General features: G+C 68.7%; 21 protein-coding genes. 15 read left to right on the forward strand and 6 right to left on the reverse strand.

All coding sequences use genetic code 11. The features are described 5' to 3' along the window. Nucleotides 1–26: 26 nt before the first annotated feature. The 15 genes from fxlM (AQI95_RS28800) (at nt 27) to AQI95_RS28870 (ending at nt 18109) form a co-directional block, all read left to right on the forward strand. The gene (gene fxlM, locus AQI95_RS28800; protein ID WP_067130059.1) at nt 27–2321 is read left to right on the forward strand and encodes a methyltransferase, FxLD system; all 2295 of its coding nucleotides are present in this window, start codon (nt 27–29) and stop codon (nt 2319–2321) included. A gap of 433 nt (nt 2322–2754) precedes the next feature. Then, nucleotides 2755–3894, forward strand: a complete 1140-nt coding sequence (locus AQI95_RS28805; protein ID WP_067130062.1) for an NUDIX hydrolase — start codon at nt 2755–2757, stop codon at nt 3892–3894. Between the two features lie 57 nt (nt 3895–3951). After that, a complete protein-coding gene (locus AQI95_RS28810) occupies nt 3952–5442 on the forward strand; it encodes an NUDIX domain-containing protein (RefSeq protein WP_067130064.1) in 1491 nt (496 codons plus the stop codon). A 234-nt stretch (nt 5443–5676) separates the two neighbouring features. After that, nucleotides 5677–6504 carry an NUDIX domain-containing protein gene (locus tag AQI95_RS28815; RefSeq protein ID WP_067130067.1) on the forward strand — a complete coding sequence of 276 codons (828 nt, stop codon included), beginning with the start codon at nt 5677–5679 and terminating at the stop codon, nt 6502–6504. A gap of 29 nt (nt 6505–6533) precedes the next feature. Further along, on the forward strand, nt 6534–6902 hold the full coding sequence (locus AQI95_RS28820; RefSeq protein WP_067130070.1) for a hypothetical protein: 369 nt from the start codon (nt 6534–6536) through the stop codon (nt 6900–6902). 27 nt (nt 6903–6929) lie between these two features. Next, nucleotides 6930–7739, forward strand: coding sequence for a class I SAM-dependent methyltransferase (locus tag AQI95_RS28825; protein WP_067130073.1), 810 nt, complete (start codon nt 6930–6932; stop codon nt 7737–7739). Further along, a complete protein-coding gene (locus tag AQI95_RS28830; RefSeq protein WP_107121772.1) occupies nt 7736–9115 on the forward strand; it encodes a phosphotransferase in 1380 nt (459 codons plus the stop codon). Before AQI95_RS28825 ends, AQI95_RS28830 begins: the two co-directional genes overlap by 4 nt. Nucleotides 9116–9156: 41 nt before the next feature. After that, nucleotides 9157–11523 (forward strand): methyltransferase, FxLD system, encoded by a 2367-nt coding sequence (gene fxlM, locus AQI95_RS28835; protein ID WP_079071525.1) that lies wholly within the window; start codon nt 9157–9159, stop codon nt 11521–11523. 127 nt (nt 11524–11650) lie between these two features. Then, nucleotides 11651–12610, forward strand: a complete 960-nt coding sequence (gene hemC / locus AQI95_RS28840) for a hydroxymethylbilane synthase (protein ID WP_159056596.1) — start codon at nt 11651–11653, stop codon at nt 12608–12610. A gap of 175 nt (nt 12611–12785) precedes the next feature. Beyond that, nucleotides 12786–13694 (forward strand): endonuclease/exonuclease/phosphatase family protein, encoded by a 909-nt coding sequence (locus AQI95_RS28845; protein ID WP_067130079.1) that lies wholly within the window; start codon nt 12786–12788, stop codon nt 13692–13694. 93 nt (nt 13695–13787) lie between these two features. Beyond that, nucleotides 13788–14606, forward strand: coding sequence for an endonuclease/exonuclease/phosphatase family protein (locus tag AQI95_RS28850; protein WP_159056597.1), 819 nt, complete (start codon nt 13788–13790; stop codon nt 14604–14606). Between the two features lie 112 nt (nt 14607–14718). Continuing rightward, nucleotides 14719–15330: a 2'-5' RNA ligase family protein gene (locus AQI95_RS28855; RefSeq protein ID WP_067130088.1), complete on the forward strand. Its 612-nt coding sequence runs from the start codon at nt 14719–14721 to the stop codon at nt 15328–15330. Nucleotides 15331–15434: 104 nt separating this feature from the next. Then, on the forward strand, nt 15435–16229 hold the full coding sequence (locus tag AQI95_RS47490) for a tetratricopeptide repeat protein (protein ID WP_067130092.1): 795 nt from the start codon (nt 15435–15437) through the stop codon (nt 16227–16229). Nucleotides 16230–16504: 275 nt separating this feature from the next. Then, nucleotides 16505–17098, forward strand: a complete 594-nt coding sequence (locus AQI95_RS28865) for a hypothetical protein (protein WP_067130095.1) — start codon at nt 16505–16507, stop codon at nt 17096–17098. A 414-nt stretch (nt 17099–17512) separates the two neighbouring features. Next, nucleotides 17513–18109 (forward strand): hypothetical protein, encoded by a 597-nt coding sequence (locus AQI95_RS28870; RefSeq protein WP_159056598.1) that lies wholly within the window; start codon nt 17513–17515, stop codon nt 18107–18109. 9 nt (nt 18110–18118) lie between these two features. Here the strand turns inward: AQI95_RS28870 and AQI95_RS28875 are convergent, their stop codons facing one another. The 6 genes from AQI95_RS28875 to AQI95_RS28900 form a co-directional block, all read right to left on the reverse strand. Further along, complete coding sequence (locus AQI95_RS28875) at nt 18119–21424, reverse strand: DEAD/DEAH box helicase (RefSeq protein ID WP_079071526.1); 3306 nt, start codon at nt 21422–21424, stop codon at nt 18119–18121. 187 nt (nt 21425–21611) lie between these two features. Beyond that, nucleotides 21612–22199 carry a hypothetical protein gene (locus AQI95_RS28880; protein ID WP_159056599.1) on the reverse strand — a complete coding sequence of 196 codons (588 nt, stop codon included), beginning with the start codon at nt 22197–22199 and terminating at the stop codon, nt 21612–21614. Nucleotides 22200–22505: 306 nt separating this feature from the next. Next, a complete protein-coding gene (locus AQI95_RS28885; RefSeq protein WP_067130107.1) occupies nt 22506–23075 on the reverse strand; it encodes a hypothetical protein in 570 nt (189 codons plus the stop codon). A gap of 16 nt (nt 23076–23091) precedes the next feature. After that, nucleotides 23092–23397 (reverse strand): hypothetical protein, encoded by a 306-nt coding sequence (locus AQI95_RS28890; protein WP_067130110.1) that lies wholly within the window; start codon nt 23395–23397, stop codon nt 23092–23094. A gap of 102 nt (nt 23398–23499) precedes the next feature. Beyond that, nucleotides 23500–24039 carry a hypothetical protein gene (locus tag AQI95_RS28895; RefSeq protein WP_159056600.1) on the reverse strand — a complete coding sequence of 180 codons (540 nt, stop codon included), beginning with the start codon at nt 24037–24039 and terminating at the stop codon, nt 23500–23502. Between the two features lie 385 nt (nt 24040–24424). After that, the gene (locus AQI95_RS28900; RefSeq protein WP_159056601.1) at nt 24425–25051 is read right to left on the reverse strand and encodes a hypothetical protein; all 627 of its coding nucleotides are present in this window, start codon (nt 25049–25051) and stop codon (nt 24425–24427) included. Nucleotides 25052–25141 lie beyond the last annotated feature (90 nt).

Raw genomic sequence — 25141 nt, forward strand, 5'->3', positions numbered from 1 at the left:
CACTTCGACCGTAAGGAGCAGCCTCGGTGGGATACACGCAGCAGGGCGAATGGCACGGCCACTACGCCCGCGGCGAGAGTTTCCGGGCCCTGACCGACGCCGAACGTGCCGTACTGGATTCCGCCTTGCGCCCGCAGGGCTCCGCCGTCGCGCTGGACGTGGGCTGCGGCCTGGGCGAACTCGCCCTTCATCTCCACGAGCTGGGGTACGTGGTCGATGCCGTCGACTATGCGGAGTCGGCCATCGAACGAGCCGCCGCTCAGGCCCCGGACGGCGTCGCCGTGCGCTTTCTGAAACACGACATCGAACACGACAACCTCGCCGCCCTGCCTCACGCCGCGTACGACCTGATCATCTTCCGCATGAGCTATGCCTTCCTCGGCAACCGCACCTGGCTGTCGAACCGCCTGCGTGAGCATCTCCGCCCCGGCGGCACGGTCTGCATCATCACGCCGCTCGCGAGCGGTGTCCCTGCAGACCGGCGCGACATTGCCCTCGACGAAGAGGAGATCGCGCTGGTCACGAGCGGATGGGCCATGGCCGACCGGTTCGACGCCGATGGAATGGCCGTGCTGGTGCTCCAGGAGCCCACCACAGCCCCCGTGGCCGTCGCCGACAAGCGGCGCCCTACGCCGCAGGGCCTCATCGGCGCGGGTGTCGTGGTCACCGACGAGCAGGGCCGCGTGCTGCTGGGCCGGTCCGTACGCGGCGTCTGGGAACTTCCCGGCGGCAAGCCCAGCCCTGGCGAGTCCTTCGAGCAGGCAGCCGTACGCGAGCTGGCCGAGGAAACCAGCCTGCACGCCTCGGCGGACGACGCCCAGGTGCTCGCTGTCCTGATGGACGCCACGCACGACATCCCGCGCCTCACGGCCGCCGTCCGCGTCACAGCGCACCAGGGCACCCCGACCGTGACCGAACCCCACCTGTTCCACCGTTGGGAATGGCACTGGCCCGCCGACATCCCTGCCCTCGCCGGCACACTGTTCACGCCGAGCGCGCACGTCCTGGACGTCGCCTGGCCCGGCCTCCTCCAGGACCTGCCGCCCGTACACCGCACCCTCGCCCGCCAGCCTGTGGCGCCTGAGTCCCCCGAGCGGGCACGCGAGAGCCAGCAGCTGCGCCAGAAGATGACCGACCAACTGATCGACCAGGGCTACATCAACGACGCCTCCGTCGAGACGGCCTTCCGGCGTGTACGCCGCCACCTCTTCCTCCCCGGCGTCGACCTGGAGACCGTGTACGCCGCGGCCGACGCAGTCGTCCCCACCAAGCGCGACCGCAACGGCAAGGCCACCAGCACGGTTTCGGCGCCTTGGCTGCAGGCCGTCATGCTCCGTGAGGCCGCCCTCCGCGCGGGCGACACCGCGCTGGAGATCGGCTCCAACGGCCCCAACGCAGCCCTCATGCAGGAAGTTGTCGGCCCGGGTGGGCGGATCATCACGATGGACATCGATCCGTTCGTCGTCGAGCGCACGGCACGGTTCCTGCCCGCCGCCGGGTACGACCGGGTGTGTGTCGTGCTGGGCGACGGCGAGCACGGTGCTCCCGGCTTCACCGACACCGGCTCCCTCGACGCGATCATCGTGACCACCCAGGCCCCCGACATCCCGCCGGCCTGGATCACCTCGCTCGTTGAGGGCGGGCGCCTCGTGGTCCCACTGACCATCCACGGGTACAGCTGGGCCATCGCCTTCGAGAAGCGCGGCCATGAGCTGGTCAGCCGCTCCTACACGGTGTGCGGGTTCGTCCCTATGCAAGGCGCCGGAGCGCAGGTGGAAGACGTCGTGTCTCTGCGTGGCGGGGAAATCCGCGTGCGGTTCCCAGAGGGCGGAACGGCGGACGCCGAGCAGCTCACCTGGGCCCTAGAGGCACGGCGGCTCGAACGCCGGACCGGTGTCACGATGCCCGGCAACACCCCTTTCGACAAGCTCATGCTGTGGCTCGCCACCACGATGGAAGGCTTCTGCCGCCTGGCCGTCGACCCGGACCTCGACACCGGGGTCGTCGAGCGCGCCAAGGGCTGGGACGCGGCAGCAGTGGTCCGAGACAGCTCCCTTGCCCTCCTGCTCCTCCAGCAGACCGGCCCTTCCACATGGGAGTGGTGCATCCACGCCTACGGACCGGCCGCCAAACAACTGACTGAGGAGATGACGCAGCAGGTCATCGTCTGGGACCGCGACCACCACATCCGCGACGCTCCCCGCTTGACGGTCCGTTCCCGCCTCGGCGGCGACACCAAAGAGAAGGGCGCCCGCACCCTCATGAAGCGGCACGCCCGCCTCGACTTCGACTGGACGCGCCCGCACCGCACAAGCCTCTAATGCTGAAGCCATCCCCGCGTACGAGCCTGTGGCGGCATCGCGAACCCCGTCCGTCAAGGAGATCCGTTTGAACGTCATCCTGATGCCCGGCCCGCGCGTGGCCGCCACCCCTGTCGAGGAGTGCGGCGAACCACTCATCGACGTCCGGGCCTATCAAGACCTGCTGGTCGGCGGCTTCAAGTCCGAGCCGGCCGGTCACTTCGCGTACCTACGTCAGGGCGTCGTGGAACGCCTCGTTCATGCCCAATCGCAGCTTCCTGCCGGGCTCCGGCTGTTGTTCTTCGAGGGATACCGGCCACCCCAGCTCCAGCGGTCGTACTTCGAGGAATACGCGGGGGCTGCGGGCCGGCAATCCGAGCTGGTCCGAAGAACAGATCCGCTCCCCGGCCCGCGCCGAACACACGCCCGCCCACCGTCGAGGAAGGCAGAGTCAATGACCACTCCCGTCTCACGTTCGGATCATGTTGCACCGCGTGCCGCCGGGTCCGCAGGGCAGCAGGCCGCCTCCCGGCACGCGGTGTGGGTCGGCGCCGCCGCGCTCGTCACTGACCAGGTCGGCCGTGTCCTGCTCGTTCACCCCACCTACCGCGAGGACGACCGGTGGCTGCTGCCCGGAGGAGTCGTCGAACCCGGCGAACACCCGCACGTCACCTGCCGGCGCGAGATCACCGAGGAGCTGGGCCTGGCGAACCTGCTGCTGTCGGGCGTTCTCGCCGTCCACTCCCTCTCCCCGCAGCACCCCGACGGCCAGCCCGGCACGCCTTTCCCCGGGGAGATCCGGTTCGTCTTCGATGGGGGAACCCTCACTCCCGACCAGGTGGAGGCGATCCGCCTGCCGCGCGAGGAGCTGTCCGAGTTCGCCTTCCTGGAGACCCGGGACGCGGTGCAGCGGCTGCGGCCGGTGGACGGGCAGATCATGCTCGCTGCTTACCGTGCCCGGCTCGGGAACACCGCCACTGCCCACCTCGCCGACGGCCGGCACATCCTCGACGTCCCGGCGCTGGACCGCAATGACGTGCACGTCCGCTACCGGCCTCTGTGGGACAGCCCCCTCAACCGCGGTCCCGTTCCCGAGCGGCTCCCCGTGCAGCAAGCCTGGGCGTGGTGCTTCGTCCCCGACGGCCGGGTCGTCCTCGTTGCCGACCCCGGCCCCCGGGGCGCGCTGCCTATGCTGCCCGGCGGCACCGTGGAGAAGACCGACCCAACGCCCGAGGACACCCTCCACCGCGAAGCCGCCGAGGAGGCCCAGGTCACCCTCACCGATCCGGTGCGACTGGGCTGGGTGCTGGACGAGACCGGCGAGGTCTACGGCTCAGTGGGACCCAACGCCCGGCTCCGCCTGGCCGCCCGGGTCACCGACATCGGACCGGCGGCCGTCGACCCCGCTACTGGACGCCCCTTCGCACGTCTGCTCGCCACCCCCGCCCAGGCAGCCGCCCTTCTGGGATGGGGCCCGCCAGGAGCGCGGCAAGCCCTACTCGCCGCGGAGACGGCCCTCAAGCGGTGGGGCCTTCCCACCGCTCGCCCCGCGGCCATCGAGGAAGTGCCTGCGGAGGGGATGCGGCTGAGCTGACACGAACGACCATCCCGCCTTGACTCGATCCGCCCTGCGTCCTTCTGAGGTAGCCCTATGCCGCTGTCGCACGACCACATCCGCACCACCGTCGAGACCTACCTCGCTCGCCATCCTCACGAGCGCACGCAACTCTGCGGCCTCCTGGAAGCCCTCGACCGTCCCACCGACATCGCCAGTCGTTCCACCTTCTCCGGCCACGTCACCTGCGGCGCAATCGTCGTCGATCCGCTCGGCCGCGTCCTGCACGTGCTGCACCTCGCGAGCGGGAAGGTCCTACCTCCCGGCGGACACACCGAGCCCGAAGACGACTCCCTGGCAGGGGCGGCCCTTCGGGAGCTGCACGAGGAGACCGGCATCCTTCCCCAGGCCGTGACACCGTGGCCCGGCCACGAGGCCGTGCCGTTCGACATCGACATCCACGACATGGACGCCCGTCCAGGCAAGGGGGAACCGGGCCACCAGCACTTCGACCTGCGATTCCTCTTCCGCCTGAGCACGGCGGCGGACGTGCCGTTCGTGCTGCAGGTGGAAGAGGTCGGCGGCATCGAGTGGCGGCCCGTGGACAGGGTGTTCTCCCCCTCCCTGCGCGAGAAGCTGCTCAAGCTCACGCCCGAAGCCGAACCGGAGACCGTCAACGCCTCCGCCCTGATCTACAACGACCGCGGCGAGTACCTGCTCCACCTGCGCGACTACTACCCCGGCCGGATCTGGGAGCCGGGCATGTGGTCACTGCTGGGCGGCGGCCGAGAGCCCCAGGACGCCACCCTGGAACACACCGTGCGGCGCGAACTGGACGAGGAAGCCAGCCTCCACATCGCCGACCTGACCCCGTTCGGCATCGAGGAAGCAACCGACGACGCCGGTGCAACCATGCCCATCGCCATCTACGCCGGCCGCTGGAACGGCGATCCCCGCGAACTCCACCTGACAGAAGGGGTGATGCTCGCCTGGTTCGCCCCCCACGACCTCCACCGCCTGCGCATCGCAGACACCACCAGCGACCTCGTACGGCGTCACGCGGCCAGCCGCACGGCCAGCCCATCCAGCACCGCGCCGCAGACCGGGGCCGCCTCGGACGAGGAGCCCCGCCCGGCCTCCCCACCCGGCACGGTCCCCAACGTCATCGGCGTCCACCTCTACCTGGAGCGGCCCGACGGAACGGTGCTGCTCGGACTACGCCACCCCGACTCCGCGTTCGCGCCCTCCACCTGGCACGTACTGGCCGGCCACTGCGAGCAGGAGAGCGCCATCACCTGCCTGATCAGAGAGACACAGGAAGAGGCCGGCCTGCAGATCCAGCCGAAGGACATCGAACTCGTCCACGTCGTCCACCACATCGACCGCACCGGGGACCGGCCCCGCATGGGCCTCTTCTTCCGCGCCCGGACCTGGACCGGCGAGCCCGAACTGCGCGAGCCGGACAAGTGCACCCGGTGGAACTTTTGGGACCCGGCCGCGCTCCCCGACGACCTCGTCCCCTACACCCGAGCTGCCATCGAGGGCATCCGCGCCGGCCGCCTCTACTCCGAAACGGGATGGGCATGAGCGCCGTCACCTCCATGCACCCGGAACTCCCGCCCGAGGAAGTGCGCCAGCCCGCCGAGCAGACCGTGGGGCGCGTCGCCACCTGCACGGAGCAACGCCGGTGCAACCTCCACGGGCCACAGACCTCAACCGGCCACACCGCATCCACCGGAGGCACGCGTGCCTGAAGACACCCAACAGGCGGTCCCGGCCGTCCCGAGTCCGGCGACCGGAGACGCACCGCAAGAACACCACATGCACCTGCTCCCGCGGTACTACCGCCAAGTGGAAGCAGGCCGCAAGACCATCGAAGTGAGGGTGGCCACCCCACAAAAGCGGGCCGTCACAGTCGGCGACACGGTCGTCTTCCACGACCGGGACACCGGCAAGGAACTCGACGTCATCGTGCACCGGATCACCCCATACGCCTCCTTCGAGGATCTACTCAACTCCGAGGACCCCGCGCGCATCGACCCGGACGGACCACCCGGAGAACTGCTCGCGAACCTCCAGAGCATCTATCCGCCGGCCAAGGAAACGCTCGGCGTCCTCGCCTTCGCATTCGACCACCGCCCGGCCCGCCCGGGCCGCCCCATGCCGATGACGCCCACGCAGTACGCGCAGACCGTCCCCCACCACACGGTGTACGGCTGCCTGTACATCCGTGATGAACACGACCGGCCGGTCCAACTACGCTCGGTCTACGGCTCGCGGCTCTGGCAGCTCCCGGGCGGCAACCTCGACGCGCAAGGAGAGGACCCGCTGCAGACCGCCCAGCGCGAAGCGATCGAAGAGACCGGCCTCGAACTCGGCCTGGAAACGCCGAGACTGCTCCTGACGCACTTCCTGCACGCCGGACCCCGATTGCCCCTGAACAAGATGGGGCTCATCTTCGACGGAGGCCGGCTCAGCGCGGACCAGCTCTGCCGGATCCGCCTCGACCCCGCCGAGCACGACATGTGGGCCATCCACGACATCTCCACCTGGCAGGAGTTGATGACGCCCCGGGCCTTCGCCCGTCTCGACGCCATCGAACGAGCCCGGCTCGGCGAAGGCCCCGCCTACCTCATCTCGCACACCTGATCCACGCCGCTGCCCGCCAAGGAGGCACCGTGCCCGTCGAGGACATCAACACCCAAGCCTGGAACGTCTACGGCCAGCGCCAGCTGGCCCGCGCCCACATGGCACCGGGCCTGGTCCGGGACTTCCAGGCCGACACCATGACCATCGTCGCCCCGGATGACGACTCCTGGGCGGTCGCCGACCCAGACGGCACCACGGTACGCGCCCACGGACCAAGGGATGTGTGGGCCGAGCTTGAGGACGTTCACGCCCACTGGGTCCGGGCCGGCCGCCCGAGCGCGTTCCGGGTTGACGTTCCGGAGGACGGTGGGACGCAGAACGTCACCTGCGGCGCCGGGCCCAGCGCCCTGGACTGGGCCCTGCCCACCCTGTCGCCCGCGCCCTGGCAATCCGCCTGACCCATCTCCCCTCATAAAAGGAGCACTGTGAGTCTGTTCGAGTCGGCGGCCTCCGACTACGCCCGCCACCGTCCCGGGATTCCCGAAGAAGTGGTCCGTCTGTTGGCCAAAGTCCTGAAGGGCATCGACCAGCCGGTGCTGCTCGACCTGGGCGCCGGCACCGGCCAGGTTCCGGCCGCTTTGATTCCCGCAGTCCCTCACATCGTCCGGGTGGACCTCGTGGATCCGGACGAGGCCATGCTCCACGAGGCCGCCGCCCGGCTTCCGTCGCTGCCCAGCGGGGGAACCATCGCTTTCCACGCCATGCCGGCCGAGGAGTTCACCGCCCCCTACGGTGGCTACCGCGCGCATCTGGTCACCTGCGCACGGGCCTTCCACTGGATGTCCAGGCCCGCAGTTCTGGCGATTGCCGACCGGGTCACGGCTCCGGCCGCGACGTTCGCGCTGATCGGGGACGGCAGTCTGTGGACCCACCCGGCGTCATGGGCAGCCGATCTCAAGCAGCTCGTCCAGTCCTACCTCGGCAAGGAGCGGCGGGCCGGCACGACAGGTGTGTACACCGAACCAGGCCGCCGCTACCAGGACGACCTCGCCGAGTCCGCGTTCAGCGACATTGCCGAGCACCAGTTCCCCGTCCGCCGCACGTGGACACCGACGGCAGTGGTCGGCTACCTGCGCAGCACGAGCTTCGCCCGCCCGGCACTGTTCGGCGACAGGCATGCACGATTCGAGCAGGAGGCCCGCTCACTGCTGGAGGAGCACGCCCTCGGCGAAGGGCTCGTCGAGGACGCGGTGTTCACCGTGCTGCTCGCGCGCCGCCCGGGTTGTGGCCGGTGAGCGGCGGGCGGCACACCGAGCCGCTGGACGTGCACCTGATCGCAATCCGCGAGGGCCAGACCGGCCCCGAGGTGTTGCTGTCCCGGCGGGCCGGCGACGTGTACGCGGCAGGCCACTGGCACGCTCCAAGTGGGCACCTTGATGCCGGAGAGGACGTCGTCACCGCGCTCGTGAGGGAGACCCTGGAGGAGACAGGCGTCCTCGTCGACCCTCCTGATGTCTGCGCGGCGGTCACCGTGCACCACCGCTCCCCCAGCGGCGGTGCACGCGTCGGATTCTTCTTCGAGGTCCGGCGCTGGAGCGGCACGCCGCGTGTCATAGAGCCGGACGTGTGCGACGCCATGGGCTGGTTTCCGCTCGACGCGCTGCCTGAGCCGATGGTCGCCTATTGCCGGGCCGGGCTGGACGCCTACCGGGCCGGGGCCCGGATCGCCCTGCACTTCCAGGAGTCCGACGATCCGATCGCCTACGACCGGGCCGTCGACCGGATGAGCCTCGTACCCGACGCCGGTTCTGGTGGCGCGATGCCCGAGCATGCGGTGCGCAAGTTCGCCGAGTCGGCGGTCGGCCGGATCACCGGCTGGTCGGATGTCTCCTGGGCACGGGAGGCCAGCCAGGTGTGGCGGGCGCGCGGCGCCGAGGACGGAATGTGGTTCGTCAAAATCCACCAGAACGACCACTTCCACCAGCGTGAGGTGGCCGCATTCCGAGGCTGGGTCTCACGCCTGGGCGCGGCAGCGCCCCGCCTGGTAGCTACCGATGAGTCACTGCGGGCCGTTGTGATCACCGCGGTTCCGGGCCGCTCTCTGCATGGCATCATCCACCCGCCCGAGGAGGAACGGCGGATCTTCCACAGCATCGGGCAGCTCGCGGCCACCATCCACCGCAGCGCCCCGACCCAGCCGGCAACCGGCAGCACCTTGCCGCTCGGGAAGCTGCAACGCCACCTCGACGCCGCGCGCGCCCACCTTGAGCCAGGAGACGAGGCGTTCATCCGCGCGACCGCCGAGAAGGCTGCGGTCCTGCCCGCCCTGGAGACGGTGCCCACGCACGGCGACTTCCAGCGGCGCAACCTCCGCTGGGACCAGTCCACCGGCACCTTGTACGTGATCGATTTCGAGCGCAGTGAAGACGGCCCGGCCGTGCGGGACTTCGTGCGCCTGTCCGACGCCTGGGACGGGCGCCCGGACCTGTACAAGGCCGTCATGGACGGCTACGGGCGGCCGTTCACCCCGGCCGAAGAGGAGCACCTGGGCGTCCTCTCGGTTCTCGATGCGGTATCCGCCATCCAATACGGCGTCGCCCATGGCGACCTGGAACTCCTCGAACGAGGCCGCCGCACCCTGGCCCGGCTGCGCGCCACGGGGCGCACGTGAACAATCCGCCCACCACATCGGAGCAGGTAAGGAGCAGCACTGTGGGATACGTCGCCCGCGATCAGTGGCACCAGCACTATGCAGGCGGGAAAGGGTTCCGGCAGCTCGGTGAGCGCGAGCTGGCGCTGCTCGCCGAGCACACACCCGTGCCGGACGACGGCGGGCGGGCACTCGATGTGGGCTGTGGCACAGGAGACCTGGCCGCCTACCTTGCGTCCCTCGGCTACGCGGTGGACGCCGTCGACTTCGCCGACAGCGCCCTCGCCCGGGCCCGTGCCGAACACGCGGGCACGGAAGGGGTGCGCTGGGTCTGCCTGGACATCGAGCGCGACGATCCAGCAGAGCTGCACGAAGACGGCTACAACCTGATCACCATGCGGCTGACGTACCCGTTTCTACGTGACCGCAGCCGCGTCCTGCACGGGCTCGGTGAGCGGCTGCGGGCCGGCGGCGCGCTCGTGGTCATCACCCCCGTAGTCGAGCACACCCCGGCCGAGCGACGCGACATCGCCCTCGACGAAGAGGAGATCCGCCTGCTCACCGAAGGATGGGAGTCCATCGAGCGGCTGGAAGCGGACCAGTTCGCCGTCCTGGTCCTGCGCGGCCCCTGCCACGCCGACACCCAGGCAGTGGAGAAACGTCCGCCTACCGGCCACGCACTGACCGGGGCTCTTGCCGTCGTCACCGACGAAGCCGGGCGGGTCCTGCTCGGCCACTCGCGCCGGGGCATGTGGGAACTCCCAGGTGGCAAGACCAGTGGTGCGGAGTCCTTCGAAGCTGCGGCGGTACGGGAACTCGCAGAGGAGACTGGCCTGACCGCCTCGGCCACGGACGCGCATGTAGTCACGATGCTGGCCGACGACAGCCACGGCGTGCCTCGGCTCACCGCGGTCATCCGTGTCACCGCGTGGTCCGGCACCCTCACCAACCCTGAGCACAAGTTGTTCGACCGGTGGGAGTGGCATGATCTGCACGCCCTTTCCAGCGTCGGCCCCGTGTTCACCCCGGCCGCGCAGGCCCTGGACGCGATCTGGCCCGGGGTCATCCCCGGCCTTGCGCCGGTCCACGCCTACCCACTCGCCATCGACCAGCTGCCGGTGCCCGGCGAACCGGCCGAAGCTGCCCGGCTACGCCACCAGATGACCAAGACGGTCATCAATGGCGGCTGGGCTCCCTCTGATCGGGTCCAGCAAGCACTGCGCACCGTGCCCCGACACCGCTTCGTCCCTGAGCAGGACCTGAAGACCGCGTACGACAGCAGCGACCGGGCCGTCATCACCCGCCGCGACGACACTGGGAAGTCGACAAGTTCCGCGGCCTGGCTCCAGGCCGACATGATCGAAAACCTCTGCCTGACGCCGGGAGCGAGCGTGTTCGAGGCGGGATCCGGCGGCTACAACGCCGAGCTGATCGCCCACGTCACGGGCCCTGCGGGGCGGGTCGTCACCGTCGACATCGACCCCTACGTGGTGCACCGCACCCGCCGGTTCACCGCGGAGGCCGGCAGCGGACGCGTCACAGCCCTCCAGGGCGACGCATCCCTCGGCGCTCCCCCACAACACGTGCCGAAGGGCGGCTTCGACGCGAGTGTGATCACCTACAACACCTGGGACATCGCCCCGGCTTGGCGGGAACAGGCCGCTCAGGGCGGGCGCCTGGTCCTGCCGTTGGAGATCGGCGGCTACACCCGGGCCATCGCCTTCGAGCGGATCGGTGATGTCTTGCACGCCCAAAAGTTCACGCACTGCGGGTTCATCCGTGACCGGGGCGAGCACACCCGTACCACCCCGGTCCTCGACCTCCTCGGAGATGAGCTGCAACTCCGTTTCGAAGACAGCGTCCCCGCTCCCACGGAGGGGCTGGAGGAAGCGCTGCGGGGACCGCGGCATGAGGTCGCCACCGGGGTAATCATGAAGGCGGATTTCTACTTCGGCTCGCTTCAGCTCTATGCAGCTACGACGCTGCCGGGCTTCTGCCGGCTGGCCGCCCGCAAAGAGAAGGGCACCGGCGTCACCCAGATCGCGAAGAACAACAACGCGCCGGCGATCCTCGGCGACGCCTCACTCGCCTACCTCATTCACGTCCAGACCCAGCACGGTGACACCCCCGACAAGCGGACGTGGGAATGGGTCGTCCACGCCTTCGGCCAGCAAGGCCCACAACTCGCCGAGCAACTGGCAGCCACAGTGAGGACCTGGAACCGCAACGTACGCAGCGACGACGGCAACGGAACCGACCCGGCCCTGACCATCCACCCCGCCGGCACCCCCGATCGCCTTCTCCCCGCCGGGGATGTACTGGACAAGCCCCGCTGCCGCCTCGTGTTCCAGTGGCCGGGCCGCAACGGACACCTCCCGGCATCTGTTGAGAGCGCCGAAGCAGCCACCTCAGCCGTGGAGGACTCATGAACGTCTGGCTCAACGTGTCCTTCGGCAGGAGCACGACCACCCTCGTCGCCGAGCCACGCCACGCTCTGCCCCTTCCCACGCCCGCCGCACCCCTGAGCCGTCCCTTCTCTTCCACGGAGCCCCGAGCATGACCGCCCCCACCATGACCAGGCCCGTACGGCTGGGTACCCGCCCCAGCCCCATGGCCATGGAGCAGACCGGCCGCTTCGCCACAGCCTTCCGGGCCCGGTATCCCGACGTCACCCTGGACATCGTCAAGATCACCTCGGAAGGTGACCGCCACAACGGCCCCCTGGCGCAGATCGGCGGCAAGGGAGCCTTCACCCGCCGCGCCGACGAGCAACTCCTGGACGGCCGGGTCGACGCCACCATCGCCTGCGCCAAGGACCTCCCCAGCCCGCACGACCGGATCCCCGGAATCTGCGTCGGAGCGGTGCTGCCCCGCGAGGACGTACGCGATGTCCTGGTCCTGCCAGCCAGCCACGCTCCCGCAACCCTGGCCGAGCTGCCGCCCGGTACCCGCGTCGGCACCAGCGCACCCCGCCGTGCCGCCCTCCTAGCCGCGCTGTATCCAATGCTGGTGCCGGTGCCGATCCGCGGCAACGCCGACACCCGCCTCGCCGCCCTCGACGCCGACACGCTCGGCGCCGATGTGATGATTGCCGCCCTGTCCGGACTGCGCCGCCTCGGCCTGGCCGACCGCGCCGCACAGATCCTCGACCCGAGCGTATGGCTGCCCGCCACCGGTGCCGGGATCGTCGTCATCGAGCACCGCAGCGACGACCACACCACCCAACGACTTCTCGCTCCGCTCTCCCACACCGCCACCCACACTCTCCTGGACGCCGAGCGCGCCGCCCTCGCCTGTCTGCACGGCAGCTGCCTGACCGCCGCATCCGCCTACGCCACCCTCGACGAGGCGGCCGATGCCATCACCATGCATGCGGCCGTCCTCGACCCGGCTGGCGGCACGCCAATCCGCACCGCCCGCACCGGCCCCGGCGACCAGCCCGAGTCCGTAGGACGGCAAGCCGCCGAACAGTTGCTCGCCGCAGGGGCCACCCGGCTCCTGGGAACCCAGCCGTGACCTCCCAAGGCGGCACCCGCCCGTGAGACGGCCGTGGTCGCGTCATCCGGGGAAGACGCAGACCACTTCAGAGGAAGGAGCTGCCCGCTGTCCAGCCCCGGAGAGCGTACGAAATCCCTTGGTTCAACCGTGATCACCACCCCTGTCCACGAACTACGCAAGGGAGTACTCGTCCATGACGGAGTCGACGGTCGAACTCAGGATGGTTGCATGGAATGTCCTCACCGGAGGCATCGACAACAAGGGCACGGAGAGGGAAACGGAAGAGCGTCGCCTTCGGCAACTCGACTTCCTCTCATCCATGGACGGCCTCGACATGCTGTGGATCATGGAGGCCACCTGGTGGGATGAGGACAAGGGCGCGCGCCTCCGTGGCATCTGCGATGCCACGACGCTGACCGCGCTTCCTCTGGTGACCTCCCGCGTCGGGGACGGGAGCAATCACTCCTGCATGTACTACAACGCCCAAGCGCTCAAGCTCTATACGCCGGCGAGCGAGCTCGCGCGGGGGTCGTTTCATCACGGTGTCTGCAGAGCAGCCTTCGACGCTGACGGCATTCCCCTGCTTGTGTTCGGGGCCCATCTGGCGTACTCCGGCGGGCGCGCACGGCATCTGGAGGCACACCATCTCGCCGACTACGGAACGCAGTTCGGCGGCTGGCCGGAGGACGGCGTGCTGCTCATGGATGCCAATGCGCCAGATGAAAGCGATCCCGAGTTGTCCGACGAGGAATGGAAGCGGCGGGTACCGCGAGGGCTATGGCACCGTTACCGGAAGATTCGCGATGACGGCTCCTTCGGCGGATTCGATCGTGGCGCCCGACGGCTGCTCCTGGAGTCCGGATGGCGAGACCCACAGGCTGACGTACGTCAGCTGCGGGAGCCGACGGTCGGTTACTGGTACGAGAACGAGCGAGTACCGCTCCGCCTCGACCAGGCGCTCGTCACCGGCCCGCGCATTGAGGTTGTCGACTACCGCACCCTCAACCCCAAGCGCCCGGCCCTGAAAAATCTCTCCGATCACCTGCCCATCCGGCTAGACATCCGCCTTCACCGAAGTCCGGTCGCCCGCACCGCCGTGTGATGACTCCGAAGGGATCGGCGCCTGACCGGACGGCACGCAGCCGGTCCACCAGCACACGATCGCATCACTGACCAGATACTGAGGAGACGCACCGTGGCATTGACCGTGATGAGCCAGAACGCACAGTACGGAGCCGACAAGGACGGGCGCTGGGAGAGCATGATCGAGGTCATCGGCAGGGTCGGTCCGCATCTGCTCTTCCTGCAGGAGGTCGACTGGCTGGCCGACCCTGACAAGGCCGATGCCGCAGAGAAGGCCCTGGGCCTGAGGCTGGTCGTTGCGCCGTCCCGGAACCTGAATACCGCAGTCGCCTGGAACCCCAGGGTGCTGGAACTGCTGGACACGGAGACCAAGTACTCCGTCAGCGAGATGCACCATGGTTACTGCGCGCCCCGTTTCAAGCCCCTGGGCCTGGCCCGGGAACTGCCGGCGTCGCTGGTCGCGATCAGTACGCACCTGACCCCGTACTCCGCTGAAGTCGCCGCACAGGAGACCCAGTTGCTGTGCGCGCGGGCCTACCGGTACGGCGGGATCGCCATCGTGGCCGGCGATATCAACCACTGCCCGCTGGACGACCCGGAGATCGAATGGGAGCGCGTCCAGCCGTACAACCGCACCTCCCGGTGCCTGCCGCGCGCCAGCAAGGACGAGCCCTGGCGCGGAAACCGCATCGTGGGCCAGAAATTCCGGGACGGCGAGTTCACCGACGTGGGCGCCCACTTCGAGGATCGCCAGGCAACCGGCAAGGCCGGATTGCTGCGGGTCGACCAGGCCCACGTCACCCCTGCGCTGCGTCCGGCGCTGCGCTCGTACCAGAGGGTGGACCCTGGCCCGGCCAGTGACCACTACGGCATCAGCTGGGAACTGGACCTCGCAGCGACCGACACCACGTGCATCCGCGCCTACACCTGAGCCCAGCCCACGGCGCGGCGGCCCGACGCCAGCCGCCCGCCTCCGCAATCGACAGCCGGCCTGGGCGCACCCGCCGGTGCGCCCAGGCATCCACTCCCACCGGAGGAAGACATTGGAAAGCTTCTTCGAATCGGTCCAGGGCCGGTGGCCGGCCGGACGGGTCGACTACCACTGGCACATCCTGCCGGACCCCGCGATCACCCGAGCCGCGCTCGTTGCCCCCTACCGGGAGCTGACACACCGCCCGGGCATCGCCCCCGTCCCGCCCGAATTCCTCCACATCACCTTGCTCCACTCCGCACCAGTCACCGAGATCACCGGCACGGAGATCACCGAGATCACCGACCGGGTACGCGAGCGCTGCGCCGCGGTGGCGCCGTTCGAGCTGACGCTGGACCGTCCGTCGGTGGGCAGGGTGGCCGTTGAGTGCCTGGGCCGGCCGGGCCGACCGGTCGAACGCCTGTGGGAGATCACCGCAGGCGAGTCCGAGGCCGTGCTCGGTGGCCGCTACCCTGCGGTGCCGTCGGTCCACTACACGCACAGCTCCCTCGGATACGCGACCGGTCACGTGGATCAGCGCCCGATGCGTGCCTGGCTCACCGACAACGATGTTCCGCCGGTGACGGTCCCTGTCACAAGGATCGCCCTGGTGGCGCAGAGCCACGACGGCCAGTACATCACCTGGAAGCACCTCGACGACATCGAGCTGGCCGGCACCCGCTGACGGCCCTGGGTTGCCGATGCCGTCGGGGAAGGGGAAGCCCCTCCCCGACGGCCGGACCAGAGCGGCTTGCAACACCATCAACTTCAGCAGGGAGAAGACGAACCGTGAACCAGTCGAACACTCTGTACGGCCGGGCCGGCCGGGCGCTCACCGCAGGGCACTTCGCCGAGGCCGCGGACCTGTACGAACAAGCAGTCGCTGGCCTCGAAGCCGAGCGAGGCCCTGACTCCGACGCCACCCTCCAGGCCCTTCTGGAATGGGGCCTGGCGCTCTACAACCTGCAACGTTACGACGAGGCCGAGATCCATCAACGCCGTGCCCTGGAGGGGCGGGTACGGACCATCGGGGCTGACCACGGTGACACCCTTAACGCACGGGTCAGGCTCGCCGAGTCGATCGGCGCTCAGGGACGGTGGCAGGAGGCCGAGGCTCTCGCACGCGAGACGGTCGAACTCGGAGAGGCACGCGGCTGGTCCCTCCACGAGAGCGTCATCTCCGGCCGTCTCGCCATCGCGTGGATCCGTCGCCGTCAAGAACGCTGGGAAGAAGCGACAGAACTGGGCCGCACGGTCATCGACCAGTTCCACACCATCCGCGACGACGACCACCCCTTCGCCATAGCCGCCCGCCACCTGCTTGTCGAATGCCTCCTCCATACCGGAGACCTGGCAGACGCCGAAGAACAAGCCAGACGCGTACGCCAGGCGCGCACCGCGACACTCGGCGCGGACCACCCCTACACGATCATCATCAGCTGTGACCTCGCCCGCGTTCTCGCCGCCGCCGGCCGGGCCAAGGAAGCCCGGCCCCTCGCCGCCCAGGTCCTGCCCACCGCGGTGCGCGTCCTCGGAGACGACAACACCCACACCCAACGGCTGCGTGAACTCAACGCTGCCTAGCACGATACGACCCAGGATCTCGTGCTGTTGGAGAGCCGCGCCCCAAGGCCCAGGAGCCGCTGCGTGCGTGGATCGTTGCACGCGGTAGTTCGGGCGCGTGGGGCAGAGCCGCCGGCGCGGAGTCGGCCTGGCCAGAGCCGCCTCCCGCTGCGCAGCAGACCGCCCCTCCTCCGGCAGTACGTCCTCAACACACCGGTACGGTCCGCGCTGTGGACTGGTGGCGTGGCAAGCCCCAGCCCTACGTTGACCGTCAGGCAGCACGAGGGAGCGTCCGTATGGAGAAGGTCCACATCATTCCCGGCCTCACGGTGGACCGCGAGATGTACGAAAGCGCCCTTGCCGGCCTCGCCGAGCACGCTCATGAGCAGACGCTCACCTGGGCGAGGTTCACGAGCGAGGACGCATGGACGCTCGTCCCGGACCCAGACGGCTTCGGTTACAAGGCGGAGCTGGTCCTGCGGCGCTCCGCGGACGTCACCATCAAGGTCAACCTGTGGAGAGGACCAGACCTGCGTGACGGTGAACGGCCTACCCCCCATGGGCACCCCTGGCCGTTCACCGCGCACGTCCTGCTCGGTGGCTATGACGAACAGCGCTACGGACTGTTGGACGGCAAGGTCAGTACCACCACGATGACGCACCGGGCGGGCGGCGCCAATCACCTGCCGCTACACGTGTTCCACGAAGTGACCCGAATCCACGAACCGGGCCGCACCGTGACGTTGATGATCTGCGGCAAGGGCACCAAGGGCGACTGGGGTTACCTCGATCCCGAGACCGGCACCATCACGCCTAACCAGGACGTATCCGGCCCGACGTTCAGGCAGCGCATGGTGGCAATCAACCCCCGCATGCAGAAGATCCAGTGAATCCACGGCTCGGGAGCATCGGCCAGCCGAAGTCCTCAGCTGAAGCTTCCTGTTGGAGGCCGCTTACCTCGCTTTGTGCAAGGGCGGCTTCGGGCGCGCCGACGATTTGTACTCCACGGTGCTCGCCGAGATGGAAAGCGGCCTGTCCGCCGGCGGCCTGTGGCACCTGCAGACCGTGCGTGACCACGTACTCGTCGTCTACGGACGGGGGCGCCCAGCAGAAGGCGAAGGTCCGGCTGCAGCGCGTCCTTGCGAGCAGGGAGAAGCCAGCCGGACGGGACACGGCCACCGTAATCGACACTCTGGCGCGGCTGGCCGAGGCCATCGGCGAGCTACGCAGGCCGTGCTCCGATGGGCCCGAGGGCCGACCCCCGCGCAGCGACAGTCAGCGGCGGCTACGGCATGCTGTCCCGCATGCGGGATCTGACGCGGCAACTCGAGGATGTGGCCCGGCTCTTGGACGAGGTCGGACCGCTGCCCCCACTCAAAATCACTTTCACCCACGATCCAGACGATGGCCCGTACGTCATCGTCGCCACTCCGCATCAACTGAAGCTTGCGGACCAGCGTCTGGCGGTCGATCGGATCGCGGCCCGGGTCCAGGCGGTGACCAAGGTCGGTGAGGTATTTAGGGGCCACTACGGTGCCTCAGCCCATGGGTGGTGGGCGGACACCCTCATCGTCGCCGTCACGAACGCTGCCCCGCAGATGCCTGGCATGCCTGCCCTCCCGCAGCAGCGGACGACTACGACCTGTGAGACGGCAGGTGTGCTTCGGTCACTGACCACGTGGGCCCAGAAGGCAGAGCCATACATGGACGAGCTGGAGGTCAGAGACCACAGCCTGCGGCACTCGGTACACGTCTTCGTCACCGCCGATCAGGCCGCGCAAAGCGTGATGGAGGGCTTGGTGCCCGACACAGACTCGATCTGGCACCGGCCAGGCCGTCGTTATCGTGCGTTGCTGCCCACTGGCCAGTCTCTGTCCGTCAGCGTTGATTCCATGCGGTAGCCACACAAGCTATTCGGGATTAGGGCTGCCTTGGCCGTTGGCCGCTGCGTCCCACTCGGCGTCCAAGCGGTCGAGGAGGCCGAGATGGGTACGGTTCAAGATTCCACGTTCGCGGTTGCGGTGCTGCCGCACCAGCCACTTGTGGAGCCTGGATCCGCGCGGGGGCCGGAGGTGGCCGTTGCGCTCCATGAAAACGACGGCTTCGTCGTAGCGGTTGTCCCAATGCTCCGCGTAGGGGTCCCACGGGAAACCGATTCTGTCGAGAAGTTTGATCTTCTCCTTGGACAGTTTTCCTTGATTGCGCTGGGTTCGCTGGTTGTTCTTCCACGCCGCCAGAAGTGTTCCGTCGATGGTCCGGTATTCCTCGGGTACCTGAAAATGTCCCTCTTCTTTATGGAAGGCGGCGAGTTCGTCGTAGGCGCTCTGCCACATCGTCCAGACCTGGTCGGCTGTCACCCCCAGGGCTTCAAGCATGGCCCGGCGTTCGGAGTCCAGCCGGTTCTTGCGGTAGGCCACGGCCTGGTTGTCGAGCCAGATCCGCTCGGGTGAGCCAGCGGGCAGGCTGCGGGGGCTCTTGACGTCGCCCATCTCGGCAGACACCTCGTGGTAGCGGCGAATCCAGCGATCGCGTTCGAGATCCCACGGGAAGTCGATGCTGTCGAGGAGGCGCTGGCGTTCCTCGGAGAGATTCCCGCTCGCCCGCACGGTCCGCTGGGTCCCCGCCCACTTGTAGAGGTTGATGCCCGATGACGACATGAAATCCTGGGCCATGTCCAGGTTGCCGTTCTCCTCGCGGTAGGCGCACAGATCACGGTAGGCGACTCTCCACGTGTCGTCGGGCACCGCCCAGGCCATCCCAATGGCATTCAGCTTGTCGATGCGTTTCTGGGGCAGCCGGTCCTGCGCACGGGCCTTGCGTTGATCAGCGATCCAGCCGCCGAGTTTGTATCCGGACGGGGACACGTATTTCGCGTGGACGCGTAGATCCTTGTACCGGTCCTTGTACATGCGAGCCTCGGCCAGACCCCGCTCCCACTTCGCCTCCAGCGGGTCCCAGACGACGCCCAGGACCTCCAAGGCACGGATCTTGACCTCGGGTAGCCGCTCTTCCCGGCGGGCCCTGCGCTGGTTGGCAATCCAGGTGCCCAGCCGGAACCCGTCGGAGGTGACGTACGTACTCGGCACGTCGAGATGGCCCTGGCGCTCCCGGTACGCACAGGCATGCTGGTACGCCTGCTGCCAGGCGTCGTCCAGCGGCCTCCAGACCATGCCGATCTCATCGAGCAACACGATCTGCTCGGTGGACAACCTGCCCGCCTCATAGTCCTTGCGTTGCCTTGCGATCCAGGTCCCGAGGCTGCAACCGGACGACGCGGTGTGCGAGCCCGGGACGAGGAGGTCGCCGCGCTCGTCGTAGTACGCCTGAGCCTCGCCGTAGTTGTCCTGCCAGGCGGTCAGGGCTTTGTCCCACACCATTCCCAGCTGGTCGAGGGCGGCGATACGGTCGGCGGACAGCTTCCCCTGGCGGTAGGCCATGCGCTGCCAGCCGATCCACTGGCCGATCCGGTAGCCGTCCTCGGCACGTTCGTCCTGGCGGATGTCGAGGTGACCGTGCTGCGCGTGGAACTTCTGTACGTGTCCCAGCGCGGTCGTCCAGACATCGTCGTTGACGTCCCACACGATATGGACGGCATCGAGTGCGGCTTCACGCTCGACGCTCAACCGGCCTTGCCGCCGTGCCTTGCGCTGCTCAAGGATCCACTGGCCGGCCTTCAGCCCACCGGGACTGACCCACCTGCCCGGGATGTTGGCGTGTCCGTGCAGGTAGGCGTACGCGCGTGCGGCGCCGTAGAACTCGTCCCAGCTCGGTGAACTGGCGCGCAGCGCACGGATCGTGATGGCCTGGGCGAACTCCGTGGGGATGTCCACGCCTTGGGCGTGCAGCCAGGGCGGCAGCTTCGCCTCCCGCTCTCCGTCCTCGAACAGGGTGCCTTCACCGAGCTGGGCGCGCTTGACGCGCAGGAAATCCTCCAGCCGGTCGTCGTGATCGCGCAGCGCCCGGATCACCTGCCACACCGACTCCCATGCACTGCCCTCCAGCGCGGCCTCGGGGCTCTCCCCGGCCGCCAGGAGCAGCGGCACGACGATCGTGGCGACCTTGTCGCTGCGGCCCCCGGTGCGCAGTGCCCGCCCGACGGCCTGAACCGTGTCCACCGCGGAGTCCCGGGGCCGGGTGAACACCACGGCGTCGACGGCCGGGACGTCCACACCCTCCCCTAGCACCTTGGCGTTGGAGACCACGACGGTGTCCCCGCCCGGGTCGGCCAGCCGCTCGATGACGCGCCTGCGCAGGTGCGGCGCCTGCATCCCGGACACATGGCCGGCCCACAACTCGATGCCGCCCGGTAGCAGCGCTGCCGCCGCCGGCAGCGTCTGCGCCCACTTCTTCGCTTCGGCCACGCGATGGTGATACGAGATCGCCCTCCGTACCCCGAATTCCTTCATCGTGCGCAGCACCGCGATCTGCCCCGCCAGCGCGCCCGGGGACAGCTTGGCTCCACCCAGGCGCATCTCCAGCGTCTCGTCGGCGGCGAGCCGGTGCACTTCTTCGTCCGTCACGACCGGGACCACAACCCGGTAATCGGCCAAAAGCCCCATTTCGATCGCTTTGGAGAACGGCAGCCGGTAGGACACCTCTCCGAAAATGGCGGTGTCGTGCATCGACACCACGGTCTCTCCCCCGGTTTCCGAGATCCGGGGGGTGGCCGTCATGTATAGGCGCCGCCGGGCCGGCACCAGCTCGTCGCGGTGCACGGTCTTCCACGGGCCGTCGGCTCGGCCGGTGGTCCGATGCGCCTCGTCGATGACGGCCAGGTCCCAGCCCGGGAGATCGTGGCGGCTGTGCGCCTCCGCGATCACCGGCAGGGAAGAGTAGGTCGACAGCGCGGTGACGCATTCCTCGTCGCGGACGGAGTCCGCCAGTACGGCCGGGGTGGTCGTGACGAGGATGTCGGGTTCGCCGTGCAGGAGTTCCAGTTCCGCGACGCTGGGGTCCGAGCAGACCGCGGCCACCGTGCCCAGGCCACCGTCGCCGGCATCACGGTAGGCCCTCAGGGTTTGAACGAGCAGTTCGATCGTGGGCAGCACGACCAGCACCCGCCGGACGGTGTCCAAGCGGGCCGCAGCCGCGCGGCCGATCCGGGTCTTGCCAGTACCGCACGCGGCGATCAGGCTCGTACGACCGCCACGGCCGATGGCCCGCGTGACCGACTCAACCGCCTCGGCCTGATGCGGCCACAACTCTCCTGACGCCATCCCCACCCGCAAACCGAACGCTGCACACGATGTCGAACCAAGCACTCACGGAATGCGCATTCTTCCTGGTTCAAGCTTGCGCATCAATGGCCGGCCGAGGCGACGGAGATCGTCCGCGCGGCAGTTGGCCGCAGGTACCTTGCTACAGGTCCAGGCCGCCGTCGCCGGAGTACGACTCCCCGCCCTCCTACGACGGCGGATCCGGCCAGGTGGTGAGTTCGAAGTCGCTCAGCCGCACGACGAAGCGGCGCCCGTTCTCGACCAGGTCAAGACGCTCGGGCGGCAACGGAACGTTGACCCGCGAGGCAGGCCGCCGGCGGTGCTGTTCCATGGCCTGCTCGATCCACGTGGCGAGTTGTCCGACGTAGTCGTCCGCATGACCGCGCTTCGGGGGCGGCGGCATCTCCGGGCCGTCGCGCAGCGCGTTGACCTGTCGGCGCCACCACGACAGCCAGCAGTACAGGAGCGCCGGAAACAGCTCCACCGGAGCGCCGGCCGTCTCGCCCGTCATGGTGAGCAGGACACCATCTCCGCTGCCCAACTGAAACTGCTCAGACGCCGACCGCAGCCCCACACGGCAGGTCCGATCATCGATCAGGGGTCCTGCGGTGCTCGCCACGACCAGGTTCGACATGAGCCTGTCCACGACCAGTTCCGCCGGCTCGTCCTCGCCCACCCACGCTGCGACTGCCGACGATGTCTGAGACCCGCGTTGGAACCCGGCTGTCCTGCCCGAATCTTCGTACACGCCAGCATCGACGGCGGTGAGGAACATGGTCAACAGCGTCTCATCGAATTCAGGCTCTGGCCCTGGGTCGTGACGGCTGAGATGGACGGTCAGCACCGATCCTGGCTCGGTCCCGCCGCTAGCGCGAGCGGCAATGCGGGCGAAGCCGCCCCACGGCAAGCCACCCTCATGTGCCGGTTGCACGCAAAGCCCTCCTGTCACTCGTCGACACGCCCTGACACGGCGCCCCGACCGCACGTTCTGCCACGGCTGGAGACCACCGTCCTGACAACTCTTTGCGGTGGTGAGGCGCCCGTGAAGCGCCGCACCTCTCCGTCACGCAGACTGGTCTGGTCAGCCGGCCGCTCTGGTGAGCCAGTCGCATCCCGAGTACGGGGTGAGCGCTTCGTGGACCTGATCGAGGAGGGGCGCCACGGCGATCGCCGCGCTGATCGCGGTCTCCTCGTGGTCCCACCCTTCAAGCAGGAAGCCACCGAAGTCCATGTCCATGCCCAGCGCGCTGTCCAGCTCCTCCTCCGAGAGACGACGGCCCTCCAGAGGAGAGGTGAGGTGGGCGATCCACACCGGGCGCAATTCGAGCAGCGGTTCGAGCAAACGGCGGGCCTGGTTCACGACCTCGGTGAGCTCTGAGGGGGGCACGCATTCGCTGACAGCACGCAGCGCCTCGTCGATCTGTTGGCTGCCCGCGAGCAGGGGGCCGGTGATCGTGCGGGGTGCGTCCCGGACGTCTGCTCCGTGCCGGCGGGCGCTCTGGGGCTCCTTCCAGGCCGCCGTCCAGGCCATGTGACCCGTATTGGCAACGATGGCCAACTGAGCCCGGTATGCGGCCGCGCGTAGCTCGTCGTCCCGTTTCCTGCCAAGCCAACGCATCGTCGCCGCCCCCTCCTGGTGTCCGTGCGCCATCAGCGTACGCCCGGTGTCATGGCTCCTGCGGCCCCTGCCCGGGCGGGATCATCCGGCCGACGAGTTCGTACCATTGCGCGATCGGGCACACGATGGTCGTGGCACGGTCGGAGGACATCCGCAGCATCACCTCATCGCCGCCGGGCAGGAGCGCGACCTCGAGACGTTCGACCTCACGCGTTCCCCAGGCGTAGAACCAATCCAGCCCACCGTCGTCCTTGGCGGTCGCGACGACTCGGGCATCGACAGCTGCGGCGAACGCATCCAGGGCGGCCTTCGGGATCCGCACGGTGGCAATCTCGGGCTCAGGAATCTCAGTCACGTCGCATCAAGCCTTCCTCGGCGGTGCTCACGATGAGCCCTTGTCGATCTCCGATGCCCTCCCAACAGGCGCCGCACGGCATGAGCCGACCGATGCGCGGCTTCAGGCACCGATCGCCTGCACCTGCCCGGTGAGGTCGAGGAGGACATCGAGGCAGGAGCCGATCGACTCCGGGGCGGCGAGCCGGTCATTGCCGGACTGCAGCGCGGGCAGGACGCACCCGGCAGCCAGGGCGCGCAACTCCGTGTGCAGGCAGGTCGCCGCATCCGTGGCGTCGGGCAAGCCGAGCCGCTCGACGAGCGGCAACGCCTCTTCGAGAGCCGTCAGCGCCAGCGCGAGATCGGCCAGGGCCGCCCGGTGGTTGTCCTTCTCGCACGCGTGGGCCGCGTGCCACGCGCGATCGGCGGCGTTGCGCACGGCCAGAGCCGCGCCGGTGAAGTCGAGCAGTGGCCGACCGCGCTCGGCGGCTGCCCGCAGACGGCTTCGGCGGGTGAGAGGGTAGGCAAGCTCCAGATCGGCAACGAAGTGCGCCGTGCCCCACAGCAGGACCAACATCGCTAGTCCAGCCGCTATCGAAAGGTGGAGGGACAGTCCGGCGACGGTAGCCAGCGCGGTCAGGACCACCCCGCAGGCCGTCATCACGGCACGCCTGTAGCGTGCGGCTGTATCTGTTCCTCACCACCCGACTTTCCTCTCCCATGTGGCCGGCCCTGGCGAGCAGGTACCTCCTCCCCCGGACCGTGGATGGAAACGGGGATCGCCACGATCATGCTGGGATTCGGCGTGAGGTGCCATACCCGCCCGCGAATCCGCACAACTGGACGAACGACAAGAACCGCACGGTGACGCGCCGGCCGCCGCCCGGCTACGAGGTAGTCCTGTCGGTCCCGAGGCAGGCGTTCGGGCTCCGGCGAGCGGTGATGTCTACCCTGGAAGATGAAATCCGGCTCGAGACGTCAGGGCCGCTCGGCGAGCACTGGATCATTCGGGCGGAGGACCTGCGCCCCGAGGAACCTGCCTCCGCCTCTCAGCGATCGTCGCCCCACACTTCGGCAAGTTGGTCGAGCTGGCGTCGCTGGTGCTCGCCGAGAAGGACGTCTCCGATCGTGCTACCGCGCTCCCAGTACGGGCCGTCAGGCCGCGCGTCAGGGTGGCGGGGGCCACTGTGACGCGCATGAGTGCTTCTGGCGACGGCGTCCACGACGGACAGGGCGGCCGTACGGACCCGGTCCCACAGCAGTCGGTCGTCAGGGTGGGACGAGAGCGCGCTTCGCCTCAACAGCGCCCGCGAGGCACTCCCTTGGCCTTCGAGTTCGGGGCTGAGTTCGAGCGCGTTGTACGCCGACCGTCGCAGCGTGCCGGTTACCCCCTCTTCCTGGGGGGCAGCGAGTGGTACGAACACGGCGTCGGCGAACGAAAGTTCCATTAGCACGATCCGCTCATGCAGGGCCGCCGCGATCAGGATGGACACCAGGGGCTGGTCCGCCCCGATGTACAAGGCGGTCTCTTCCTCGGAAAACTTGAAGAGTTGGCCATGGCGTGACTGCTCCAGCACTTCCACGTGGAGGCGGATCAGCAGGTCCGACCAGACCAGGCAGCACTCCCACATTGTCTGGGGCGAGGTCTCCGCCGTTGGCGGTTCCGCGGGTGTCATGAGCATCCCTCTCGCATCCAGGACGTATGGAAGTTGTCGTACACGAAATGGTCCAGCCAATGAAGCCGTCGCGAGGAAGAGAACTCGCCC

Source organism: Streptomyces yokosukanensis (genome assembly GCF_001514035.1).
In the GTDB taxonomy this organism is placed as follows: domain Bacteria; phylum Actinomycetota; class Actinomycetes; order Streptomycetales; family Streptomycetaceae; genus Streptomyces; species Streptomyces yokosukanensis.